General features: G+C 36.3%; 9 protein-coding genes. All 9 read right to left on the bottom strand.

The window, feature by feature from the left end:
- Positions 1-24: 24 nt before the first annotated feature.
- A complete protein-coding gene (locus C4F50_RS11150) occupies positions 25-408 on the bottom strand; it encodes a VanZ family protein (protein ID WP_194138734.1) in 384 nt (127 codons plus the stop codon).
- Positions 401-781, bottom strand: a complete 381-nt coding sequence (gene gcvH, locus C4F50_RS11145) for a glycine cleavage system protein GcvH (RefSeq protein WP_091492358.1) — start codon at positions 779-781, stop codon at positions 401-403. The genes C4F50_RS11150 and gcvH overlap by 8 nt, the downstream gene beginning before the upstream one ends.
- Before the next feature lie 85 nt (positions 782-866).
- On the bottom strand, positions 867-8,117 hold the full coding sequence (gene sov / locus C4F50_RS11140) for a T9SS outer membrane translocon Sov/SprA (protein WP_194138733.1): 7,251 nt from the start codon (positions 8,115-8,117) through the stop codon (positions 867-869).
- Positions 8,118-8,141: 24 nt separating this feature from the next.
- Entirely contained in the window at positions 8,142-8,723 is a 582-nt protein-coding gene (gene ruvA / locus C4F50_RS11135) for a Holliday junction branch migration protein RuvA (protein ID WP_194138732.1), read from the bottom strand.
- A gap of 79 nt (positions 8,724-8,802) precedes the next feature.
- A complete protein-coding gene (locus tag C4F50_RS11130; RefSeq protein WP_194138731.1) occupies positions 8,803-11,094 on the bottom strand; it encodes an NADP-dependent malic enzyme in 2,292 nt (763 codons plus the stop codon).
- Between the two features lie 157 nt (positions 11,095-11,251).
- On the bottom strand, positions 11,252-11,677 hold the full coding sequence (locus tag C4F50_RS11125) for a CBS domain-containing protein (RefSeq protein WP_194138730.1): 426 nt from the start codon (positions 11,675-11,677) through the stop codon (positions 11,252-11,254).
- Between the two features lie 790 nt (positions 11,678-12,467).
- Positions 12,468-14,480 (bottom strand): OmpA family protein, encoded by a 2,013-nt coding sequence (locus C4F50_RS11120; protein ID WP_194138729.1) that lies wholly within the window; start codon positions 14,478-14,480, stop codon positions 12,468-12,470.
- 8 nt (positions 14,481-14,488) lie between these two features.
- Positions 14,489-15,400: a PorP/SprF family type IX secretion system membrane protein gene (locus C4F50_RS11115; protein WP_194138728.1), complete on the bottom strand. Its 912-nt coding sequence runs from the start codon at positions 15,398-15,400 to the stop codon at positions 14,489-14,491.
- Between the two features lie 50 nt (positions 15,401-15,450).
- Complete coding sequence (locus C4F50_RS11110) at positions 15,451-22,893, bottom strand: HYR domain-containing protein (protein ID WP_194138727.1); 7,443 nt, start codon at positions 22,891-22,893, stop codon at positions 15,451-15,453.
- Positions 22,894-23,134: the final 241 nt, after the last annotated feature.

Genomic DNA, 23,134 nt, shown 5'->3' with positions numbered 1-23,134 from the left:
AAAACCCACCGAAGTGGGTTCCTATTATATCTTATCGATTTGCTTTTTAAAACCTATAGCCGAAAAAACTGCCACAACAGCACCAAGTGCATTTGCGAGTATATCTGTTACATCTGCCGCTCTTGTGATTGTAAAAACACTTTGCAGTATTTCGATGGTAATTCCAAAAAAAACAGAAAATATAAATGAGATTAAATACGCTTTAAAGTCATCTGCTTCTCTACCTTTTAATTCTTTTTTGAAAAATAAAATCCATGAAACCGTAAATCCGAAATGAAAACAGAAATGAACAATTTTATCTATACTTGGAAAATTAACTGCCGGTATGTTACTCGAATCTGTTAGACAAAAATAAGTAATGATTCCAGAGCAGATTATTGCCCAAATTAAAAGAAGTTGTTTAGGCACCGATTAAATCTTTATACGCTTGATCAGATAATAAAGTATCAATTTCTGAAGCATCAGCAATTTTAATTTTAATCATCCATCCAGCTCCGTAAGGATCAGAGTTTACTGTTTCTGGAGCACTTTCTAAATCTTCATTAAAAGCAATAATTTCACCTGTTAATGGTAAAAATAAATCCGAAACTGTTTTTACAGCCTCAACAGTTCCAAAAACTTCATCTTTTGAAAGTGTTTGATCTAAAGTTTCTACCTCAACATACACGATATCTCCTAACTCTTTTTGTGCAAAATGAGTAATTCCTACAGTCGCAACATCTCCTTCGATGCTAACCCATTCGTGATCTTTTGTGTACTTTAAATTTGCTGGTATGCTCATAATAGTATGTTTGAAAATTGATTATTTAAAATTATAGCCACAAATGTAATAATCTTCTAATGAAATCTTGTTTAGAATTCTAAATTTAATTTCCGAAATTATAACGAAGTGTAAAGCCTGATCTAATATTGGTTAACGGGAATGATGTCGAAATAACAGCTTTAGAGAACGAGTGATCATAGTAAAATATTGCCGTTAGGTTTTTACTAAATGCATAATCTGCCGTTAACTTTACTGTCCAGATATTCTGTCCTGCAGCAAGCTGATTGTTATCGTAATCTAAATATCTTACCAAAGTTTCATTGTTTCTAAAAGAAAAATCGGCTTTAATATTAATATCACTTTTAATAATTCCAGTTGGATTATCTGCCAGCCTTGAAGAGAAAATCACGTCTTTAAATCGATATCCTAAACCAACTACATATTCAACTCCCTTAACTTCGGTAAGCAGATTATTATCAAAACTCATCGAAAGCGCACGGTCTTTTTTGATTTCTGTCAGCAGTCGCAACGAACTTTTCAACTCAAAATCAACTCTAATAAGCGGACTGAACTGCTCAACTAAATTGACATTTGACATAATCGTTTTATTATAGAAATTACCATTCACATCTTGTCCGCTTGGATTTTCTGTATAATCAAAATTAGATCTAAACTGATTAATCGTATACGATGCTCTGTAATTATGCTGTAAAGAAAAACGTTTAAATTTATCTTTAAAGTATTTATAACGCATCAATCCGTTATATTTAATACTCCAGTTTGGAATTGGGAAATTTCTAAAAATACTGGTCGAAGCACCCGAAGCATCTGCTCCCGTATAAGCTGCCATGAACGAAGGAAGCAATACAGCTTGATTACTTTTAGTATACCCTATAGGATATCCGTCGTTTGACTGAATTAACTTTCTTTCGGTATTATTTGGGTTTGCAATATTTTCAATAGGTGCGGTTGGATCTTCAGTTGGAAGCGCTGCCGCATCATATCTAGGAATCGCCGCTCCTTCCCCATAACGATCTTCTGCCAAACGGTTCGCAATTACTAAACGGTTACTTCTAAAATCATCAAAAGCGGAAGATTCTGTCGCATTACTTGTAGAAAAAGCTGTTTTGATCAAAACGGTAGAAATAGAAAACATTCCATAAGTATAAGGGGATAAAGACTCATATGGATCTTCTGCATTTCGATCTGCCTTGTATTGTTCTGAAAAATTTTGCGAATAAGAACGGTCCATCGCCAAATCAATTTTTAAATCTGGGAACAGATCAACGTTGGCTGTTATTTTCAAAATTTTATTAGTTACTTGTGTAAAATTTTGATTAAACTCATCATAATCGGTCAACCATCCATTTTTAGCAGCTTCGTAACGTATGTCATCCTGACTACCAAAAACAAATCCTAAAGACGGCTTTGATGTTCCAAAAAATCCAACTCCTGGTAAATACCCCGGTAAAACTGTACCGCTGTTTTTAGTGTAATTAACCTGTATGTTTTTTACACTTGTCAATACACCAATTAAACCATCATAAAAAGGACTATTGCTTACAGTAGGTTTTGCTGTATTTACAATTTTCTCACCTGGTTTTGGCGGTGCAGCAGGCTTGGCTTTTGTTGTTTTTTTACCTCCAGGCACTAATCCTAAATACTTATACAATGTATTCATATTCAACGTAGAAGTAAAAGTATTAGAATTCGCATTCTGAATGGTGTTTCCTAAATTCTGAAGATTACCATCTGCATCTACAAACTCAGTCATTGCAGTCGACGAACGCTGCCAGTTGTAATCCGCAGTATACGAATAACTTGCTTTTATAAAACCTAAAACTGGAATTTTATAAAGTGGAATTTCATAATTTAAAACCAACTGCTGTAAATGCTGATTAGGTGTTCCGATGTTCAGATAATCGTCCCAGATATTAAAGTCTTCTTTTGGCGTATTATCATCGTTCATGAAATTTCTCACGATATTGTTGGATGCCGCGCTGTAGTTTAATTTTAATGATTTTGTCAGATTAAATCCGAAACCATATTGATAATTAAACGCAAAGTTTCTACGATAAAGAGGATCAATTTCTAAACCTGGCACGTTATCAACTTGTCTATACTGCTGACGGTTGCTTTGTCTTAAAATATTTGAATTGAATGAAATATTTGAAGGCAGATAATTAAAGTTGATATCACTCAATATTTTCCAATATTCACTGGTTTTCATGAATTTGGTTTTCTTAAATGGCACTACTTCTTTTGGCTGAAAAGTGTAAGCATAATTCACAGAAGTATTCGATTGTTCGTCTTCATAATCTTCAACTTCATAATCATGGCGTTCTACCTGATTATAAGATTGTGAGAAAGTAAAATTCTCAACATCATAAACATGAGGTTTTTGCTCTGGTGCTCTGTCTTTTCTAACTCCAATAAAATTGATACTCTTACGTTTGGTATAATCTACTGCACGACTTCTAATATTGTCTCTCTCATTAGAATCTGCAGTTTCTCTCAATAATTGGTCTAATTTAATATCTTGATTAAAAGGATCGTACTCTGGAGTAATTACCTCTTCTCCGATCGCATAATTAAAAGGCAGGTTGATACCCCATTTTGGAGGAAGTAATTTCCCTAAATTAAGATTTGTAACAATATTATACTGCTGAATGTCTTCACGATCTCTCTCGTTGGCACCTTGTTCTAGAGATCCAAAACCAATTGTACTCTTTTTTCCTGATGCCGAAAGTGTCGCAAAATCGGCCATATTGGTATCAACATTTAACAATGCTGCCATACCGCCTTTATTTTCCATGTCAGACATACGAAGTTCATTAAACCAAACTTCTCCGACAAGACCTTTGTGCAGTGTTGTGCTTTTTACTCCGACCATTAAATTTCGAACCAATCCAAAGTTTGGATTTCCTTTTATACCTAATCGCAGTCTTTCGCTTCCATCTCCTCCTGCTTGGTCAGGATCAAGATCTGGATAATAAATTCCGTTGATGTCACGCTTAGAAGAAGTAGGATCTATCTGCATCCCTTTAATTTTCATATTGGTCAGCAGCTCCAAAGCAACATCTATATTGTTATCATCCATCCAAACCTGATCTGGGCTAATCGTACACGAACCACCAGTTCTTGTCACTTTTAACGGGATCTCAATCTGATAAAAGTTTTGTGTAAAATCATTACCAAAACGAATAAAACCAATCATTTCATCGTCTGCAAGAGCAACTTCTCTTGGCAGTGATTCTGCGTGAAGGAACATTTTTAATTTTTTGTACTGACGCATGTCAACGCTTACATTTTTAAAAACAGCTCTCGAATCTTGGTACTCCAATCCATTACCGCCAATTCTCAACGCTAATGATTGTTCGTTTTGATTAATAATCGTGTTATTATTGTACAGCTGCTCTCTTTGTACTCCAGGAGGAATTACATAGTTTACAGGACATTTGGTTCCATTTTCTTGAATATTAACTGCTGCTACGTCAAATTCTGTTCCGTCGTCATCAGGGTTTTGATCGTTGGCGTCAAGAGTTCCAGTATATTTTCTCCATTCCCCTCTTACTAAATCTAAAGCTCCAAAACGAACCGTCATTTGATCATTAAAACCTGTCATAAACATACGCATGAAACGAATCGATTTAAAATCGGTAATGTTTCCAATTGTATTTTTTGGCTGCGAAACTGGAATTTTAAACTGAATCCATCTTGCGCGGGTTGTAGTTCCGTTTGGCAATTCAACATTTCCAACATCTTCTGGTTCACGAATATCGGTAATGTAATTTTCTCCAACCTGCATTCCAGGTCTTAAATCAATACTATATTCATAATAAGCATTAATCGTACTCATGGTATTGTCACGATTAATATCTTCAACATCTGGAAGTGTGGTAGAACCACGATTCGGATCATCAACACTTACGGCAGAGTTTCCTTCTGTTCCGTTGTATTTTTTATAGCGGTCCAAAACTCCTCCGCTGGTATTTAAATAATAAGTATAATTATCTGCGGCCGGATCAGGTTCACCAGCATAATTATTATAAATTAAAGCTTCTTTAGAGTCAGGCAGACCATCTAAACCAACGTCCTGATTTTTACGATTTTCAGGATTGGTATCAAAGGCATAAATTAAAGATTGAGAAGCAGGAACATCTCCCCAAAGTGGCTGCGGATTCACCATAACCTGATCTGGACCTAATCCGTTTTCATATTGTTTTCTGCCATCTTTTAAAACGTCCTCAGAAACTTCACCTAAGTTAAAATAAATTTTTCCTGTATTACTTGCCGGAGCTTCTCCATTTCCAACATAAGGATCTAATACCCAAAACTGAATGTATTCGACGTTTCCTTGTTCAAAATTGGTTGAGTTTAAAGCTCGCATAATTCCTCCAAAATTTGTTGACGGATTACTCGCGCCGAAATTAGGATTGTTATTATACGGCCCTCTATCTGAAGGAAAATAAGTTAAATCGAGCGTATTAACAACTTGAAGCTGTCCTTGCGCAATATCTGTATTTGGATACAACTCTCTACTGTAGATTCGTCGTGTAGTATTTAAAGATAAATCGTCGTTTGAAATACCGGATGGTTTTGAGGTATAAAAAACAGGGTCAATAGTATACCAGGCTAATTTGGCACGTTTGTAACCGTATTCTAAAGTACTAGCACCAGCGTTAAATGTATTGTCGTTGGCTGAATTTATAAAAGGCGTTGAAGACAAACTCCAAGCAAAAGCAGATCTCATGTCTATTGTAGTCTGAGAACCTTCGAAATCATCAATATAAATAGTTGCCTCTCCCTCAAACTCACTAGCTTTTGGCGCATCTGGTTTTAAAAAGGCTATTTCTCCTCTAATAGAAAGATTAGAAGGAACATCTGTATCTATGTTTGGAAGTTTATTGGCTAATCTGGTTAAGAATGGAACTTCTGTTGAATAATTTCCGTTGAAACCAAATATAGTGTTGTTTACAGATTCTTGCCCATAACTCGATTTTTGAGTAAAAGGGCGTTCTGTCATTTTTAAGTAGGTACCGCCGACAACAAAATTATCCGAAATTTTATGTTCAATATTAAAGCCCATAAACCTTCTGGTCTGCTGCCCAAAGATAGAATTGTTTTCTAATGATACTTCAATTGGTGTATTAGAGGCTTGAAGTGAAGGATCTAAGATTTGTACTCTTCCTAATTGATAATCGACACTATAATCTATTCCTTCTACAAGTCTTCTTCCTGCCGTCATTACTACTACCGAACCTTGAGGAACATTAAATGCTCCAATCGGAATACCGCTGCTTCCCGAAGATTTGTACTTTCCTCTCAGCAAGAACTTGTTTTTATCACTGTCTTGTAAGGATACAGCCTGTGTATTTCGGTACATAGTTCTAAATACATATTTTCTCTGGTTGTCATTATAGGTTGCAGGATCATTATAAGATTCTCCTGCACCTGTCTTTAATTTATCAAAAAGGCGTTCTCCAAACGGCTCTTTTCTGGTAAAAATAATTCGGGCATTTTGTACATCTACTGTTATTCCTGGAACATAATCAAAGAAACCATCTCCTCCTGTTTGAGGGTCATTGTTATAATTCAATCGATCAATGTCAAATACATTCAACAAAGGTGTATCCGTCAATTTCATATCCGGAGCCGGATTTGCCGGAAAAGTAGTTCCTGGAACCGGTGTAATATAATTTAATGGTGACGGATCGGTGTAAAGAATATTTAATCTAAAATCTTCTTGTTTGATTTGATAAGCCTGTGGAATTTGATACACGTTTTTCATCATCAGATTCCAAACTGGATTCTGTACGTTAGTCAAACTGCTTTTCAGCATTTTTAAGACCAAACTTTGTGTAATAATGGCCTGATTGGCATTGTTGTTTCCTGTTACAACAGTAGCATCAACACCGTCGCTTCCAAATTCTCCGACTTGATATACTTTACCTCCCACAGTATATTCAAAAGCTACTGCCAGAATCTCATCGTTTGCCAGACGCTGCTGCAGCGAGATGTATCCTAATTGCGGGTTATAAGTATATTCGTTTGAAGTTAATTTTCTAGCGTTTTCTAAAACAGAATAATCTGTTGCCTCGCTTACATTTGCATTATTAAATCCAGACTTGGCAGTAACAATCTCTCTAATATTAGAATTTAAAAACGAGCCTGCTTGTCCAATCGTTTCAGGGTCGTATTTATTGTTTGCGTTATCTGTTGGAGAATTTATAGGACTGTTAAAGAATCCCGCGGTCGAACTGATTACGACCAACTCGTTATCTGGAACTCCCGAAAGCTGCCCTTCTCCTAAATCCTGAAGCGCAATAATATTTCTTAAGTTGTTATTATTGGTTGCAATTCTATTTTGTTTGTTGGTTACCCAAACTTCTATTCTTGTAATCTGAACCTGACTTTGAATTACAGGATAGCTAACCAAAGCCTGATCATATTTATCTCTAAAATATTGCGACAAGAAGAAATGTCGGTCGTTATCATAATCCAATGCAAATAAATCAAAGTTTTGCACCGTGCCTCCACCTTCTGCGACTATACTTTTGGTTTGAGACTTTTGTTCTGAGAAAACACCTGTAACGGTTGTTCTTCCAAATTGCAATTGTGTTTTAACTCCAAATAGACTTTGCGCGCCTCGGATCAAAGTACTGTTTAAAGGCATGCTGACATTACCCACTTCTACTTTCTGAATAATATCATCCTCAGAAGGCGTATAGGCCAGCTTAAATAAATTTTGAAAAGCAAACGTAGACTGGGTGTCATAATTGGCATTTACTTCTAAACGTGTTCCAATTTTCCCCATCAAACTCATACTGATTCTCTGATCAAAGTCAAAAGTAAGACTTGATCTGTTTCTTGGAGAAAAGGCGGGATTGTCTTGTTTGGTGTAACGCAAACCTAAGTCCATTTCTACTGAACCTGTGGGCTTTACGTCAATTGTATTACTTCCAAAAATGCTCTCAAAAAGGCTTGAATTAATATAATATCTAGGAAGAAGATCTTTCTTTGCTGCTTCGGCACCTTGTTTTTTACCGTCTATCGCATCCATTTTTTTCCTGAAATAATCTCTTCTGGATTCTTTCAAGACTAAATCTTCGTATTCTTTTGGAGTTAAAATCAGTGGATAATTGATAGAGAATCCATCAACAGAATTTGTAAAAATATAACGATCTGTAATAGGATCATATCTGTAAGCAGACAAAATACTCGGAGGATCTTCGAGTTCAATTTTTCCTTTAGAAAATTGAGTTTTTGTTGTATCTTGAGTTGCCGGATTAACCTGCGCACGCAAAGCATTACCGCACAATAAGACCAGCAACAAAATACAAATTTTACGCATAGAATTCTTTTATATAAAATGAATTTATAAGTTTTTTAAAGCCCTTTTGATAATGGTTTCAACAGTAGCCTCGGGATCATCTTTTACGATTTTTTCGACTACTTTTTCAGAAGCTTTACGAACAAATCCTAAAACTTCTAAAGCAGATAACGCCTCATCTCTATTTCTATTGTTCTGTACAACGGAAACTTCGTCTAAATCGTATAATTTAAGAACTTTTTCTTTTAAATCCAATATAACTCTCTGTGCTGTTTTGTTCCCGATCCCCTTTATAGACTGGATTACGGCAACATCTCCAGAAGCTATTGCATTAATAATTTGTTTTGGTTCTATCGAAGAAAGCATCGTGCGCGCTATTCCTGCACCGATACCCGAAACAGAAAGCAGCATTCTAAAGATTTCTCTTTCTGATTTCTCTGCAAAACCATATAAAGTATGCGCATCTTCTTTTATTTGAAGATGCGTATACAATTTTATATTTTCAGAATTTGGGATTAACGAGAAGGTGTGCAACGATATATTTACCTGATAACCAACACCCCCACAATCAATCACTACTTCTGTAGGATTTTTTTCAACTAGTTTTCCCTGCAAATGTGCTATCATAACTATAAAATATTCGCGTCAAATATAACAAAAATGCAATAAAATTACCACAATTTTATCTCAATCCTATTCTATAAGACTATTGTGCTTGTTTAATTTTTTTGATTTCTTTTTCTTGAGCATCAATAACTGCAATTGCGGCCATGTTTACCATCTCTTCTACACTAGCTCCTAATTGGAAAATGTGAACTGGTTTGCCCATACCCATCATGATCGGTCCGATAGAGTTTACTTTGTATAATTCTTTCAATAATTTATACGTAATATTTGCAGACTCTAAGTTAGGGAAAATCAAAGTGTTTACTTTTTTACCAGCTAATTTTGAGAAAGGGAATTTTTCTTCAAGCATTTCTGGATTTAAAGCAAAATCTGCTTGAATTTCTCCGTCAACAATCATTTCTGGATGATTTTTATGCAGGTATGCTACAGCTTCTCTCACTTTTGAGGCACTTTCGCTTGACGATGATCCAAAATTTGAAAAAGAAATCATTGCGATAACTGGCTCAACTCCAAACATTTTTGCTGTTTTTGCCGTCATAATTGCAATATTTACCAAATCTTGTGCAGATGGATTAATATTGATCGCAGTATCTGACAAGAACATCGGACCACGTGAAGTCATCATCATGTTGGCCGTTGCAATTAAAGAGGCATTTTGTGCTTTTGGAATCAACTGCATCATTGGTTTTACCACAGATGGATAACTTCTTGAATGTCCTGTAACAACAGCATCTGCTTCTCCTTCATTGACCATCATGGCAGCGAAATAATTTCTTTCGCGCATGAATTTTTCTGCATCTAATTTTGAAACTCCTCTTCGCTCTCTTGTTTCCCAGAATGAATTTGCAAATCGATTGCGTCTTTCTGCTTCTTCGTCTGTTTTTGGATCAATGATTTCAAGATCTGCATCAAAACCTAATTCTGCTTTTAGTTCTAAAATTACTTCTTTATTACCTAACAAAATTGGGAAACCAATTCCGTCTTCATAAACAATTTGTGCTGCTTTTAATACATTTAAATGATCTGCCTCAGCAAAAACAATTCGTTTAGGGTTTGATTTTGCACGATTTGTAATCAAACGTACCATTTTATTGTCATTCCCCATACGCTCGCGAAGCACATCTTCATACGCTGCCCAGTCTGTAATTGGGTTTTTCGCTACTCCAGATTCCATTGCTGCTTTTGCTACTGCCGGTGCAACAACAGTAATCAAACGAGGATCAAATGGTTTTGGAATAATATATTCTTGTCCGAAACCTAATTTTGTTGCTCCATACGCTACATTTACCTGCTCTGGAACTGGTTCCTTTGCTAAAATAGCCAACGCTTTTACAGCTGCCATTTTCATAGCTTCGTTAATTTTTGTTGCTCTTACATCTAGAGCTCCTCTAAAAATATATGGAAAACCAAGAACGTTATTTACCTGATTAGGAAAATCAGAACGTCCCGTAGCCATAATAACGTCTTTTCTTGTTTCTACGGCAAGATTATAATCAATTTCTGGATTTGGATTTGCCATTGCAAAAACAATTGGGCTGTCTGCCATTGTTAACAACATTGCTGGTGATAAAATATCTCCAGAAGACAATCCGATGAAAACGTCTGCTCCTTTTACTGCTTCTGTTAATTCTATTTTAGCGCCGTCAAAAGCATATTTTAATTGTAATTCTGAAAGTGAAGGATTGTCTTTTGTTAAAAGTCCTTTACTGTTGTACATTAAAATGTTCTCTACTTTTACACCTAATGAAACATATAAATCGGTACAAGCGATTGCAGCCGAACCTGCTCCCGAAACTACCATTTTTACATCTTCGGCTTTTTTTCCTGCCAATTCTAATGCATTGATCAAAGCGGCAGAAGAAATAATTGCCGTTCCGTGCTGATCATCGTGCATTACCGGAATATCCAATTCTTCTACTAATCTTCTTTCGATTTCAAAAGATTCTGGAGCTTTAATATCTTCTAAATTGATTCCTCCAAAGGTTGGAGCAATATTTTTAACGGTCTGAATAAATTCTTCAACATTTTTGGTATCTACTTCGATATCAAAAACATCGATGTCAGAGAAAATTTTGAACAACAAACCTTTTCCTTCCATAACTGGTTTTCCAGCTTCTGGTCCTATATCTCCCAGACCTAAAACTGCTGTACCATTTGAGATTACAGCAACTAAATTTCCTTTTGCAGTATATTTATAAACATCATCAATGTTTTCTGCAATTGCTAAACAAGGTTCTGCAACTCCCGGCGAATAGGCCAATGATAAATCTCTCTGGGTTGCGTATTTTTTTGTTGGAACTACCTGAATTTTTCCTGGAGTCGGTTCTGAATGATACAGTAACGCTTCTCTTCTTTTACTCTCTTTGTTCATTATTTTTAGCTTTTATTCTAGCTTACAAAGATATAAGTCTTGTTTTAAAAAGGCACCTTTTTAGAGTTTTCTTTTCTTAAAATACATTCCGAATAATTCAAAAAAATAGTCCAATATACCTTGGACTATTATGAAAAACGTATTTTTTGAATTTCTTTTATTGTGAAATATAAGAATTTAAATGATGAATGGTGTCTTTCTGAATTTCGATAATTGCCTTAACTACATCGCTGATTGAGATGATTCCGACGACGGTTCCTCCTTCTATAACCGGCAGATGCCTGATTCTTTTTGAGCTCATTAATTCCATGCAGTCTTCGATATTATTACTTAAACTGACCGAAAAGACATTGCTTTCCATAATTTCATGCACAAAAGTTTCTTTGGATGACTTATCTTTTAAAACAATTTTTCTTGCATAATCTCTTTCAGACAATATTCCTTTAAGGTCATTTCCATCTATTACGAGGATTGCACCAATGTTTTTTTCTCCCATTACTTTCAATGCTTCATAAACCGTTGTTGTTGAAAGTACCGAAAACACATTTCTCCCTTTTGTGTTTAGTATTTGATTTACAGTCATATCCGAAAAATTTTAGATTTATAAAGTTATAATAAAAAAAGATACGCTGTACTGGGAATATGTATTTTTAAAATCATAACCAATTCATTTTAAACATTATACAGCATATTTTCTGTTTCTAAAAAAATCTTCTAATAGAGAGGAACTTTTAAATGGCTTTTTTATGAAAAAATAGGTTTTTTAACTTTTATAGAAATGTCTAGGTTTAAAAACATATCGCTCGGCCCGAGCTTTCTTTCTTGTTGCATATTTTATCTATCAATATTTCGCTCTTTCGGCTACCGACCTTTAGCTCCGCTGGAGCTTTTTTAATGTATTTCATTTCTGTTCTATAAATATTTCGCTCGTACAGCTACCGACCTTTGGCTCCGCTGGAGCTTTTTTAATGTATTTCATTTCTGTTCTATAAATATTTCGCTCGTACAGCTACCAACCTTTAGCTCCGCTGGAGCTATTCATCGGTGTCTATATTTGTTCTATAAATCCTCTTTTCCAGCTACCGACCTTTAGCTCCGCTGGAGCTTTTTTAATGTATTTCATTTCTGTTCTATAAATATTTCGCTTGTACAGCTACCGACCTTTGGCTCCACTGGAGCTTTTTACTGTATTTCATTTCTATTCTATAAATATTTCGCTCTTACAGAGCTATATGCAGAAAATCCCAGAGGGATGAAATATTTATAGAAAATGAGGAAATATCTGCAAAATTTGAGCCCCAGCGGGGCGGCATATTCATAGACAAAAAAAAGGGTTGTTTTTTAGACAACCCTTTTAATGAATATTTTAATTATTACAAAGTCGTAATAATAAACTCGCTTCGTCTGTTCTGCATGTGTTGTTTTTCGGTACACTGCACTCCGTCGGCGCATTTGTTTACCAATCTGGTTTCTCCATAACCTTTTGCTGTCAATCGGCTTTCGTCTATTCCTTTAGATACGAGCCAGCTTTTTGTTGACTGCGCTCTTTTTTCTGAAAGAATCTGGTTACTCTCTGCTGATGAACGGCTGTCGGTATGCGAACGAATATCTAATTTAACGGTTGGATATTGGTTTAAAAGATCGACCACTTTCTGCAATTGCGGTTCTGATGTCTTTTTGATTGTGGCTTTTCCTAAATCAAAAAAGTTCATTGGCAGATTTAATAATTTTGCTAAATCTGTACCCACTTTTATTGATCCCAATTTTACGGGACTAATGGCGATTTTTTTAATTTCTATTGCTTTTGTTGCAAGAGGTTTGAATACTTTGTTTAACGAAATGGGCAGCGAAGTGTCTCCGTTTTCTTTTTTAAGATTTATCGAAACTTCTTTTGCATTGTAATCTGTTTTGGATGTTCTAATGGTGTATTTTTTACCGCATTTTATATTTGGAAAAATATAGTTTCCAGTTTCATTTGAAAGTATTGTTGCTATGGGATCAAATTTATCATTAAATAAAGTCAATGAGGTGTTGGCCAGAACTTCTTTTGTTTCTTCGTCTATTATTTTTCCAGATAAATTTTGTTCGCAATACAATCTTTTTGTTTCGGTAAATCGATAAATATCATCCAGGCCGTGACCATTTTCTCTGTTCGAAGAAAAGAAACCGTTTCTGTTTTTAGTATCAATTGTAAAAGCAAAATCGTCTTGTTTACTGTTTACAGGCTCGCCAAGATTTAGGACTTCATCAAAAACATTTTCACCTTTAATTCTGGTAACAAAAATATCCAATCCGCCTAGACCTGGACGTCCGTCAGAAGCAAAATACAATTCGTTTTCAGCAGAAATAAACGGAAATGTTTCTCGACCTTCTGTATTAATTGAAGGTCCTAGGTTTTCTGGTGTTCCAAAGCTTCCGTTGGTGTTTATTGTAACTTTATAAATATCAGACTGTCCTAAAGTTCCCGGCATGTCTGATGCAAAATACAATGTTTTTTCATCTGTACTTAACGCCGGATGTGCGGTACTGTATTGATCGCTGTTAAACGGAAGTTCTTTTACATTGGTCCATTCTGCATCAATAAGCTCTGCTTTGTACAATTTTAAAAGCGTTACATTTTTATCATTTTTTCCTCTTTTACCGTCTGTAAAATTATTTCGGGTAAAATACATTGTTCTGCCGTCTTTAGTAAAAACTGGTGTTGAAACATTGAATTTTTCGTTTTTCTTTTTTTCAAAAGGCACTGGTTTTCCAACGCTTCCGTCTGGTTTTAAATCTGCTGCATATAATTTAGAAAACGACGTATTGGTCCATTTAAAATTGGCTCTTGCAATACCGCCAGTATCTCTCGCAGAACTAAAAATGATCTTATTGTTGATAACAACACTTCCGTAATCTGAAAGATTAGAGTTTATTCCGGCATCTGCAATTTCGTATCGCCCAGAATTTTCTTTGATTTCTTCTAAATAATTTTTATCGTTTCGAATCAAATCGGCTCTTTTTTCTAAGACTGCTTTTTGATTGAATTTCTGCAAAACTTCATCTGCTTTGCGGTAATTTCCTGCCGATTTTAAACATTGTGCATAACGGTACAAAGATTCTGTATCGAGATTTTCATTAATCTTAAAAAGTTCCTCGTACCATTTTAAAGCTCCTGTCAAATCTCCGTTAAAATAATAGGAATTGGCCAGCCGCTGTATTATTTTCTCGTCGTTTTTTGAAGCATTTACTAAACTTTCGTATGCTTTTATGGCATCTGCATAGGCATATTCTTCATACTTTTTGTCGGCATCTTTTATACTTAAATTTGTAAAAGGATTTTGAGCACTTACTGTCGAAAAAATACTCCATAACAAAAAGACCAGACTTATTTTTTTTACTTCCATAGGTTTTATTAAAAGAATCTTGGAGATATCATTTTATTGTAATTATTTAAAAACTCAAATCTTAAGAAAACTTCGTGCGAACCTGAATTGTATTTTCTTAATTGTGTCGTTTCATGATCGTAACCGTAGCCTACATACAATCCGTCGGTAATTTGAAATCCTGCCATTGCGCTTACAGAAGCACTCCAGCGATAAGCAAGCCCGAGAACAAATTTATCGTTGAACATAAAATTTCCTGATACATCGACCTGCAAAGGCGCTCCTTCTACCATTTTGGTCATCAAAGCGGGTTTGAATTTAACGTATTCTAAACGATCCAGATTGAATACATATCCTGCAATTAAATAATAGTTGATTTTTTCTTTAAAAATTGCTGTATCATTATCATCGTAACGATTGGTTTCTATAAAGTTTGGAACCGACAAACCAATATACGCACGATCGGAATGGTAATAAATTCCCGCTCCGATGTTTGGAGAAAATTTATTTTTTAAATCCTGAAATTGAGGATCATCCTGATCTTCGTAACTCAGCTTATTGACATCAAGATTAAACATGTTGGCTGTTCCTTTTATTCCGAAAGACAATTTAAAATTTTCTGATGTTGGTACTGTATACGAAAAATCTGCTGACAATGTATTTTCATTTGTTGGTCCGATTTTATCACTTACCAAAGAAACCCCAAGTCCCAATTTATTATTGTTAAGCGGTGTATTTACCGAAAAAGTTCCTGTTTTTGGAGCACCATCCAGCCCAACCCATTGTGTACGATATAAACCAAAGACACTCAAAACACCTCTAGAACCAGCATAAGCAGGATTGATTTCTATTGTATTGTACATGTATTGTGTAAACTGAGCATCTTGCTGAGCCGAGCACACAACTGAAAAAAACATAAAAATTAAAATTAATTTTTTCATTTATTGAGTTTTAAAAAAACGGCTTAGCCGGAACTAAGCCGAAATTTATTTTATTTATTAATGTATAAGTATCCTGATTTTTCGTGTGGTTTAGAATCGCTGTCTTTGTATTTCAAGATGTAGAAATAAGTTCCAACCGGAAGTCCTTCTGATTGTTTAACCGTTGATCGTCCGTCAGAATATCCAACAAAAACACGATCTTGATTGTTGTACTTATCTATACTGAAAACCAAAACTCCCCAACGGTTATAAATCTCAACTGTATTATTAGGATAACATTCTAAACCTTGAATATAGAACCTTGCATTTTTAGCATCCCCGTTTGGAGAGAAAGCATTGAATACTTTAATTATACATCCGTTTAGGTCTAAAACAGTTGGATTGTCGCCATTGTTACTGCTGTCGTCTGACTGATCTTCTACCACAACTCCTCTTTGACTCTGACCTTTAACACTTGCTTGGTTGCTTACGTTTCCTCGATTAATATCTTCCTGCGTTATCTTATAAAGAGCAGAAAAATTTGTAGTGTTAGATTCGTTTACAGCAAGGCTGATTGGCTGTCCAGAAACTACAACTCCAGTTAATGGATCTGTTATTGTAATATTGGTTAATGGAACATTTCCTGTATTGGTTACTGTGAATTGGTACGTAATGGTCTCGCCCGCATTTGCATAACCGCTTTGATTTTCGTCATTAAATACTGCTGTTTTAATCACTGCAATTGCAGGAACTTCTACAAAAACATTTAAAACCGCTGTGGCACAATTTGTTGTACTTCCTTTTTCGCAAACTTGATATGTTAAGGCATAATTTCCTCCCGCTGTATTTGGTCTTACATTTACGGTTCCGTCTGCATTCCATTCAAAATTAGGATTGATCGTTACAGGCGAAACAGTAACGTCAGCAGGATTAATCGGCTGTCCGTTAAGCAGGTCATTTTCTAAAACATTTACAAATTCTATCGAACCGTTGATTCCGTCAACACTGTTATTGGTATCATTTGTTAAAGTTAATTGAGGTGTTGCAACAGGATCTGCACTATTTACTACTAAAACGGTAACAACTGCCTGACTGCAATTTGATGTATTTAATGCTTCACAAATTTGATATGTTAATTTATATTCTCCATTTGCTGTATTTGGTAAAACACTAATAGATCCATCAGCATTTAAAGTCAAATTTGGATTTGAAACTACAGTCATTAAAACGATATCTGTTAAGCTTGGTTTTATTCCGTTCAAAATGTCGTTTGTAAAAATGTTAAGCATTGCATTCACATTTTTTTTCGCATCAAGCGGTCCAGCGTAATCATCATTGGCTTTGATCGAGAATGGCGGACGTGCATTACATCCTGTTTGAGAATCTGGATAAGACACCGAAACATTTACTGTTGGGTTCAATACAAATTGCATTGTAACTGCAGGTCTTGTCAATTCAAATCCGTCATCACCTTCTGTCCATTGTCCGTTATTTAAAACCCATCCTGGCCAGTCTGTTCCATTTCCGTTTCCGTCAACTGCTGCGCCAGGCCATAAAATAGTACCGCTTAAAGGTAAATTAGTCTGAGTCGCTACAACATTGTTAGCGCTGTCAATCCAATTTATGGTTAGTAAATTGGCTGTTGTAAAATTATCCGGCGTAACACTGTAATTAACATATGGAAGATTGTTTGCACAATAACTAGCTGCAGTTACCGTCATTTTTGGTTCTGTAACCGTTACTTTTACATTGTTCGAACTGCAGTTTGAAGAATTTAATTTCTCGCAGATGGTATACGTTAATTCGTAAGTTCCTGCCGGTGCATTAGCTCCTAAAACTACATTTCCGTTTGAATCTAAACTTAAATATCCTTTTGGATCTGCTGTTGTAACGGTCAGATTTACATCTGAAGGAACTAAAGGCTGTCCATTTTTTGTGTCATTTGTAAAAATATTAATAAACGTTTGAGGTGTATTAATACCAACTGCTGTTGTTACAACATCTTCATTCGCTACCAATGTTCCTGCATTAACAACCACAACTGAAATTACCATATCACAATTTCCTGAATTATTATTTTCACAGATTCTGTATTCTACATCGTAGTTTCCTGCAGGGGTATTCGGTGCCACAGTAATGGTTCTGTCTGCATTTAATGTTAATCCTGCTGGAAGGGTGCTGATTAAAGTAAAGGTTACCTGACCTGCTCCATTTCCAACTGTAAAAGGATTTCCGTTTAAAGTATCATTGGCAGTTAAGGATATTGTTGTGCCGCCGATATTTCCGTTGATAGCTGTGATGGTGTCCACAACCGCGTCAATAACCGGCGCTGTTACTGTAACAGTTACCGTGTTTGAACTGCAGTTTGAAGGATTTAATTTCTCACAGATGGTATACGTTAATTCATAAGTTCCTGCCGGTGCATTAGCCCCTAAAACTACATTTCCGTTTGAATCTAAACTCAAAAATCCTTTTGGATCTGCTGTGGTAACAGTCAGATTTACATCTGACGGATTTAATGCTGTTCCGTTTTTAGTGTCGTTTGTAAAAACGTTTGTGCCTAAAGTCTGAGAAGCATTTGAACCTGTAATCGATGGAACCGGATCTGCATTGGCAACCAAAATACCCGCTGTTACCGGAACTGTTGAAGTTACCGTGTCACAGTTTGAAAGGTTGTTATTATCGCAGATTCTGTATTCTACATCATAGTTTCCTGCCGGTGTATTCGGTGCCACAGTAATGGTTCTGTCTGCATTTAATGTTAATCCTGCCGGAAGGGTGCTGATTAAAGTAAAGGTTACCTGACCTGCTCCATTTCCAACTGTAAAAGGATTTCCGTTTAAAGTATCATTGGCAGTTAAGGATATTGTTGTGCCGCCGATATTTCCGTTGATCGCTGTGATGGTGTCCACAACCGCGTCGATAACCGGCGCTGTTACTGTAACAGTTACCGTGTTCGAACTGCAGTTTGAAGGATTTAATTTCTCACAGATGGTATACGTTAATTCGTAAGTTCCTGCCGGTGCATTAGCCCCTAAAACTACATTTCCGTTTGGATCTAAACTTAAATATCCTTTTGGATCTGCTGTTGTAACAGTCAGATTTACGTCTGACGGATTTAATGCTGTTCCGTTTTTAGTGTCGTTTGTAAAAACGTTTGTGCCTAAAGTCTGAGAAGCATTTGAACCTGTAACCGATGGAACCGGATCTGCATTGGCAACCAAAATACCCGCTGTTACCGGAACTGTGGAAATTACTGTGTCGCAGTTTCCTGAATTATTATTATCACAGATTCTGTATTCTACATCATAGTTTCCTGCCGGTGTATTCGGTGCCACAGTAATGGTTCTGTCTGCATTTAATGTCAATCCTGCCGGAAGGGTGCTGATTAAAGTAAAGGTTACCTGACCTGCTCCATTCCCTACTGTGAAAGGATTTCCGTTTAAAGTATCGTTGGCAGTCAATGATATTGTTGTACCTCCGATATTTCCGTTGATCGCTGTGATGGTGTCAACGTTAGCTTTAATTATATTTTTGACTTCGACTGTTGCTGTCGCAGTTTTACAGTTTGAAGGATTCGCGCCTGTTTCACATATTTCATAGGTAATAGTATAAGTTCCTGATGAAGTATTAGCTGCAAGAGTAAGTTTACCATCGGCATCAATACTTAACGGCCCTTTAATAATAGGAGTAACATCAGTATTTGAAGTTGTAACAATTACTCCATTTAAAGTATCATTGTTTGTTACATTCCCTACATTTACTTCCGAAGCTCCTGATGTTTTTGTTCCAAAAGAATTGTCTGCATTAGCTATTAAGTCGTTTACTACTTCAATAGTTACCACTGCTGTACTACAGTTAGCTGTATTAGCTTTTTCACATATTGAATAATTAAATGTATAAGTACCTGTTGGTGTTCCTGGATTAACTGAAACTGCTCCTGTTGTGGTATTAAAATTTAATGCTGAAGGAAGAGTTGTTGACAATGAAAGATTTATATCATTATTAGAAACTTTGCTGCAATTTAGAAAATCATTATCTAAAACACTTACAATAGCTATTCCTCCTTCAATACCATTAAATGAAGAAACAGAATCATTTTCTGCTTTAATCGGGCCTACAATTGTTACAGTCTGAGTACAAGTTGCAGTATTTCCAGAATTATCCGTTACTGTCCAAGTAACCGTTGTAACTCCAATCGGGTAACTGCTCGGCGCATTATTGGTTACCGAAGCAACACCGCAGTTGTCTGCTGTAACAGGTGTTCCTAAAACAACTCCTGTAGCGGTACACGAATTGGCATCTGTTGTTTTAGTAATATTAGAAGGACAGCTAATTGTCGGTTTTTGAGTATCTGTAATTGTTACTGTTTGTGTGCATGTCTGGGTATTTCCAGAATTATCCGTTACTGTCCAAGTAACCGTTGTAACTCCAATCGGATAAGTGCTCGGTGCATTGTTGGTTACCGAAGCAACGCCGCAGTTGTCTGCTGTGATAGGCGTTCCTAAAACAACTCCTGTAGCGGTACACGAATTGGCATCTGTTGTTTTGCTGACATTTGACGGACAAGTAATCGTCGGTTTCTGAGTATCTGTAATTGTTACTGTTTGTGTGCATGTCTGGGTATTTCCAGAATTATCCGTTACTGTCCAAGTAACCGTTGTAACTCCAATCGGGTAACTGCTCGGCGCATTATTGTTTACCGAAGCAACACCGCAGTTGTCTGCCGTAACAGGTGTCCCTAAAACAACTCCTGTAGCGGTACACGAATTGGCATCTGTTGTTTTGCTAATATTGGACGGACAAGTAATCGTCGGTTTCTGAGTATCTGTAATTGTTACTGTTTGTGTGCATGTCTGGGTATTTCCAGAATTATCCGTTACTGTCCAAGTAACCGTTGTAACTCCAATCGGATAAGTGCTCGGCGCATTATTGGTTACCGAAGCGACACCGCAGTTGTCTGCTGTAACAGGCGTTCCTAAAACAACTCCTGTAGCGATACACGAATTGGCATCTGTTGTTTTACTAATATTTGACGGACAAGTAATCGTCGGTTTCTGAGTATCTGTGATTGTTACAGTCTGAGTACAAGTTGCAGTATTTCCAGAATTATCTGTAACTGTCCAAGTAACCGTTGTAACTCCAATCGGGTAACTGCTCGGTGCATTATTAGTTACCGAAGCAACACCGCAGTTGTCTGCTGTAACGGGAGTTCCTAAAACAACTCCTGTAGCCGTACAGGAATTCGCATCTGTTGTTTTACTAATATTGGACGGACAGGTAATTGTTGGTTTTTGAGTATCAGTTACAACCGAAACAATATTACTCGTGATAGAACACGGACCTGAATTAGTTGCTACAACATAATATCCAGTTCCTGCTGGAACATTTGACCAAGTAAGTCCAGAACCATTTCCGCTTTTTGCAGTTTGTACTACAGCGTTACTCGAATTATATAACTGATAACTTACACCGCTAACTGAGGTTGTAGATGTAATTGTTCCACCAGAAGCTGGAGGACAGATTGTACTTCCTGACAAAGAAAGCGCAGCTGGTAACGTTTTTGGTGTGGTAGAAACACTAGCCGAATTATTTGCTGCATTACTATCAACAAAAGAACTTGAAAAAGCGGCTGTATTGTTATATGATCCTGTAGCTTTTACTGTTGCAACAACTTTTAATGTTACTGCTGCTGCAGGTTCTAAATCTCCAATACTCCACACCCCGGTTGTCGAATTGTAAGTTCCTGTAGAAGCAGTTGAACTTACATAAGTATAACCAGACGGCAGTAAATCATTTACAGAAACCCCAGTAGCATTATTGCCTCCTAAATTGCTTGCTGTTATTGTGAATTCTACATTTGAATTTACGCAAGGGCTTGCAATATTTACCGTTTTAGTAATTCCTAAATCTGTACATAAAGTTACATTAACAGGTTTTGACTGAGTTTGACTTCCACACGCCAAAGTAGAAGATACCGAATAAGCTCCGGTTTTCGTTGCAGTATAAGTTGATGAGTTAGCACCAGTGATAGCTGTTCCGTTATAGTACCATTGATAAGGTAAAAAACCCGATGGTGTTGTAAGTGTCGCACTGCTATTGGTACAGCCTCCCGCCGAAATATAGGTTAAAGTTGGATCTTCTGGCTGTGCCGCAAAATTAGAGAAAAAGCCAGCCATTGAGAATCCTCCAGACTGTTGTACAATCGAAACTGTTAATTTAGCATTACTGGCGATAGAAAGAAAATTTGGACTTCCTATCTGTACACTGTTAAAGTTAATTATATACCATCCTGTTGAACCTATTTGATAACGAGCCGAAACTCCAGATATATTTGCAATATTGTTTCCGTTTACAGTTACCGTTTCTGTGGCACTTCTTAGAAGTATGTATCCAAAATAATCTAACGTTCCTGAATTATAGCTCTTAAATTTTGCAGTTTCTATAAAATTAGATCCACCGCATTCCGATACTGGTGCAATGGTCGAAATATCAACCTCACAACCTTGCGCTGTTCCTGAATAAACAGCCACTCTTTTATCTGCAACAATACGGGATGCCGTGAAATTAGTATTATTATAACCATTCACAAAAGTATAAAAGTCTCCCGCCTTAGCTAAAGTTACTGTGTTTGAAGTCATCTCTGCTCCACTAGTAGAATAACTTTTGACAGTAACAGCCGTGTTGTCTTTTGTCGCTACGACAGTAGTCTGTTCTGCTGTACTATTTCCTGTTCCTCTTTCTAGAAAATATTCTGTTCCTAAAACCGCTTCGGGTGGAATTTGATTGTACGCACTATCACCACACCCACCTGGAGTATCAATCGCAGCCGACGTATTCATCACAATCGGATTTGAAGATTCTACCAAGCTGCCTATTGGTGCTTTAAACAAATAGCTCTGCCCAGTGTTTAATGTGGTTGTAACTACATTGTTAATTTTTATTGTTGTATTATCAGCAGTTGCCAAAATAGTATAAATAGGACGCTGATCTCCATAACTTCCAAAATTCCCTAAGGAACCGTCTCTATAATATCCTACCCTGAAACGCACTCCCAATCCTGCGTCTCCAAAACTGGTCAACGCCGCATTTCCTTTAATATCTTTATCTACATCAGTACCCGACAAAGCATCAGAAGCAACGTTTCGTAAATTAATTGATATCGGAGCACTGGCATTTACAATCAATCCCGCTCCATTTAGAACCGTATTTAAAGCATATGCCTTAGTTGTACTTGGTGTTCCTGCAAATCTGTATACTGCTGGAGTACCTTTAACCGCCGTTAAGTTAGTTACTAAAGTTCCGTCACTTTTTGATACACTAATAGTAACACTGCTTACAGAATTTGTTGCTATAACAATTTCATTAGCATCATTAAAATACTGCCATGGAGCCGGAGCAATATAATGTCTGCTATAAAATTGAGCAGAAGCACTAACTGACGAAAACAGTAAAAATAGAATTAAAAAAATTTGACTAAAAAATTTAGTCACCTTAAGAGTAAAGTTTGTCATAGACAGCTTGAATTTGTGGAACAGAAATGCCATATGAGCAAAAAACCGCAACGATTTTTGTCATAATGATGAAATACGAAAAATTTAAATGATTGGATTTTTTTATTGCAAAAGTTTTCTCGGTAAACTTTTTACAAAAAGTACGAAGCGTTTGGACCATAGTCATGTTAGGTTCAAAGACACAATGTTGTCTCAAGGTTAAATTAATGTAGTTTTGGAGCAGCGAAAGTATGCAAAGCCC

The organism is Flavobacterium hungaricum, assembly GCF_015182285.1.
Classification (GTDB): domain Bacteria; phylum Bacteroidota; class Bacteroidia; order Flavobacteriales; family Flavobacteriaceae; genus Flavobacterium; species Flavobacterium hungaricum.
This window is presented reverse-complemented; position numbering and strand designations above follow the sequence as displayed.

Coding starts and splice junctions, on each gene's coding strand:
- gcvH (WP_091492358.1), bottom strand. CDS start 781: ATGAGCATACCAGCAAATTTAAAGTACACAAAAGATCACGAATGGGTT.
- sov (WP_194138733.1), bottom strand. CDS start 8,117: ATGCGTAAAATTTGTATTTTGTTGCTGGTCTTATTGTGCGGTAATGCT.
- ruvA (WP_194138732.1), bottom strand. CDS start 8,723: ATGATAGCACATTTGCAGGGAAAACTAGTTGAAAAAAATCCTACAGAA.
- C4F50_RS11130 (WP_194138731.1), bottom strand. CDS start 11,094: ATGAACAAAGAGAGTAAAAGAAGAGAAGCGTTACTGTATCATTCAGAA.
- C4F50_RS11125 (WP_194138730.1), bottom strand. CDS start 11,677: ATGACTGTAAATCAAATACTAAACACAAAAGGGAGAAATGTGTTTTCG.
- C4F50_RS11120 (WP_194138729.1), bottom strand. CDS start 14,480: ATGGAAGTAAAAAAAATAAGTCTGGTCTTTTTGTTATGGAGTATTTTT.
- C4F50_RS11115 (WP_194138728.1), bottom strand. CDS start 15,400: ATGAAAAAATTAATTTTAATTTTTATGTTTTTTTCAGTTGTGTGCTCG.
- C4F50_RS11110 (WP_194138727.1), bottom strand. CDS start 22,893: ATGACAAACTTTACTCTTAAGGTGACTAAATTTTTTAGTCAAATTTTT.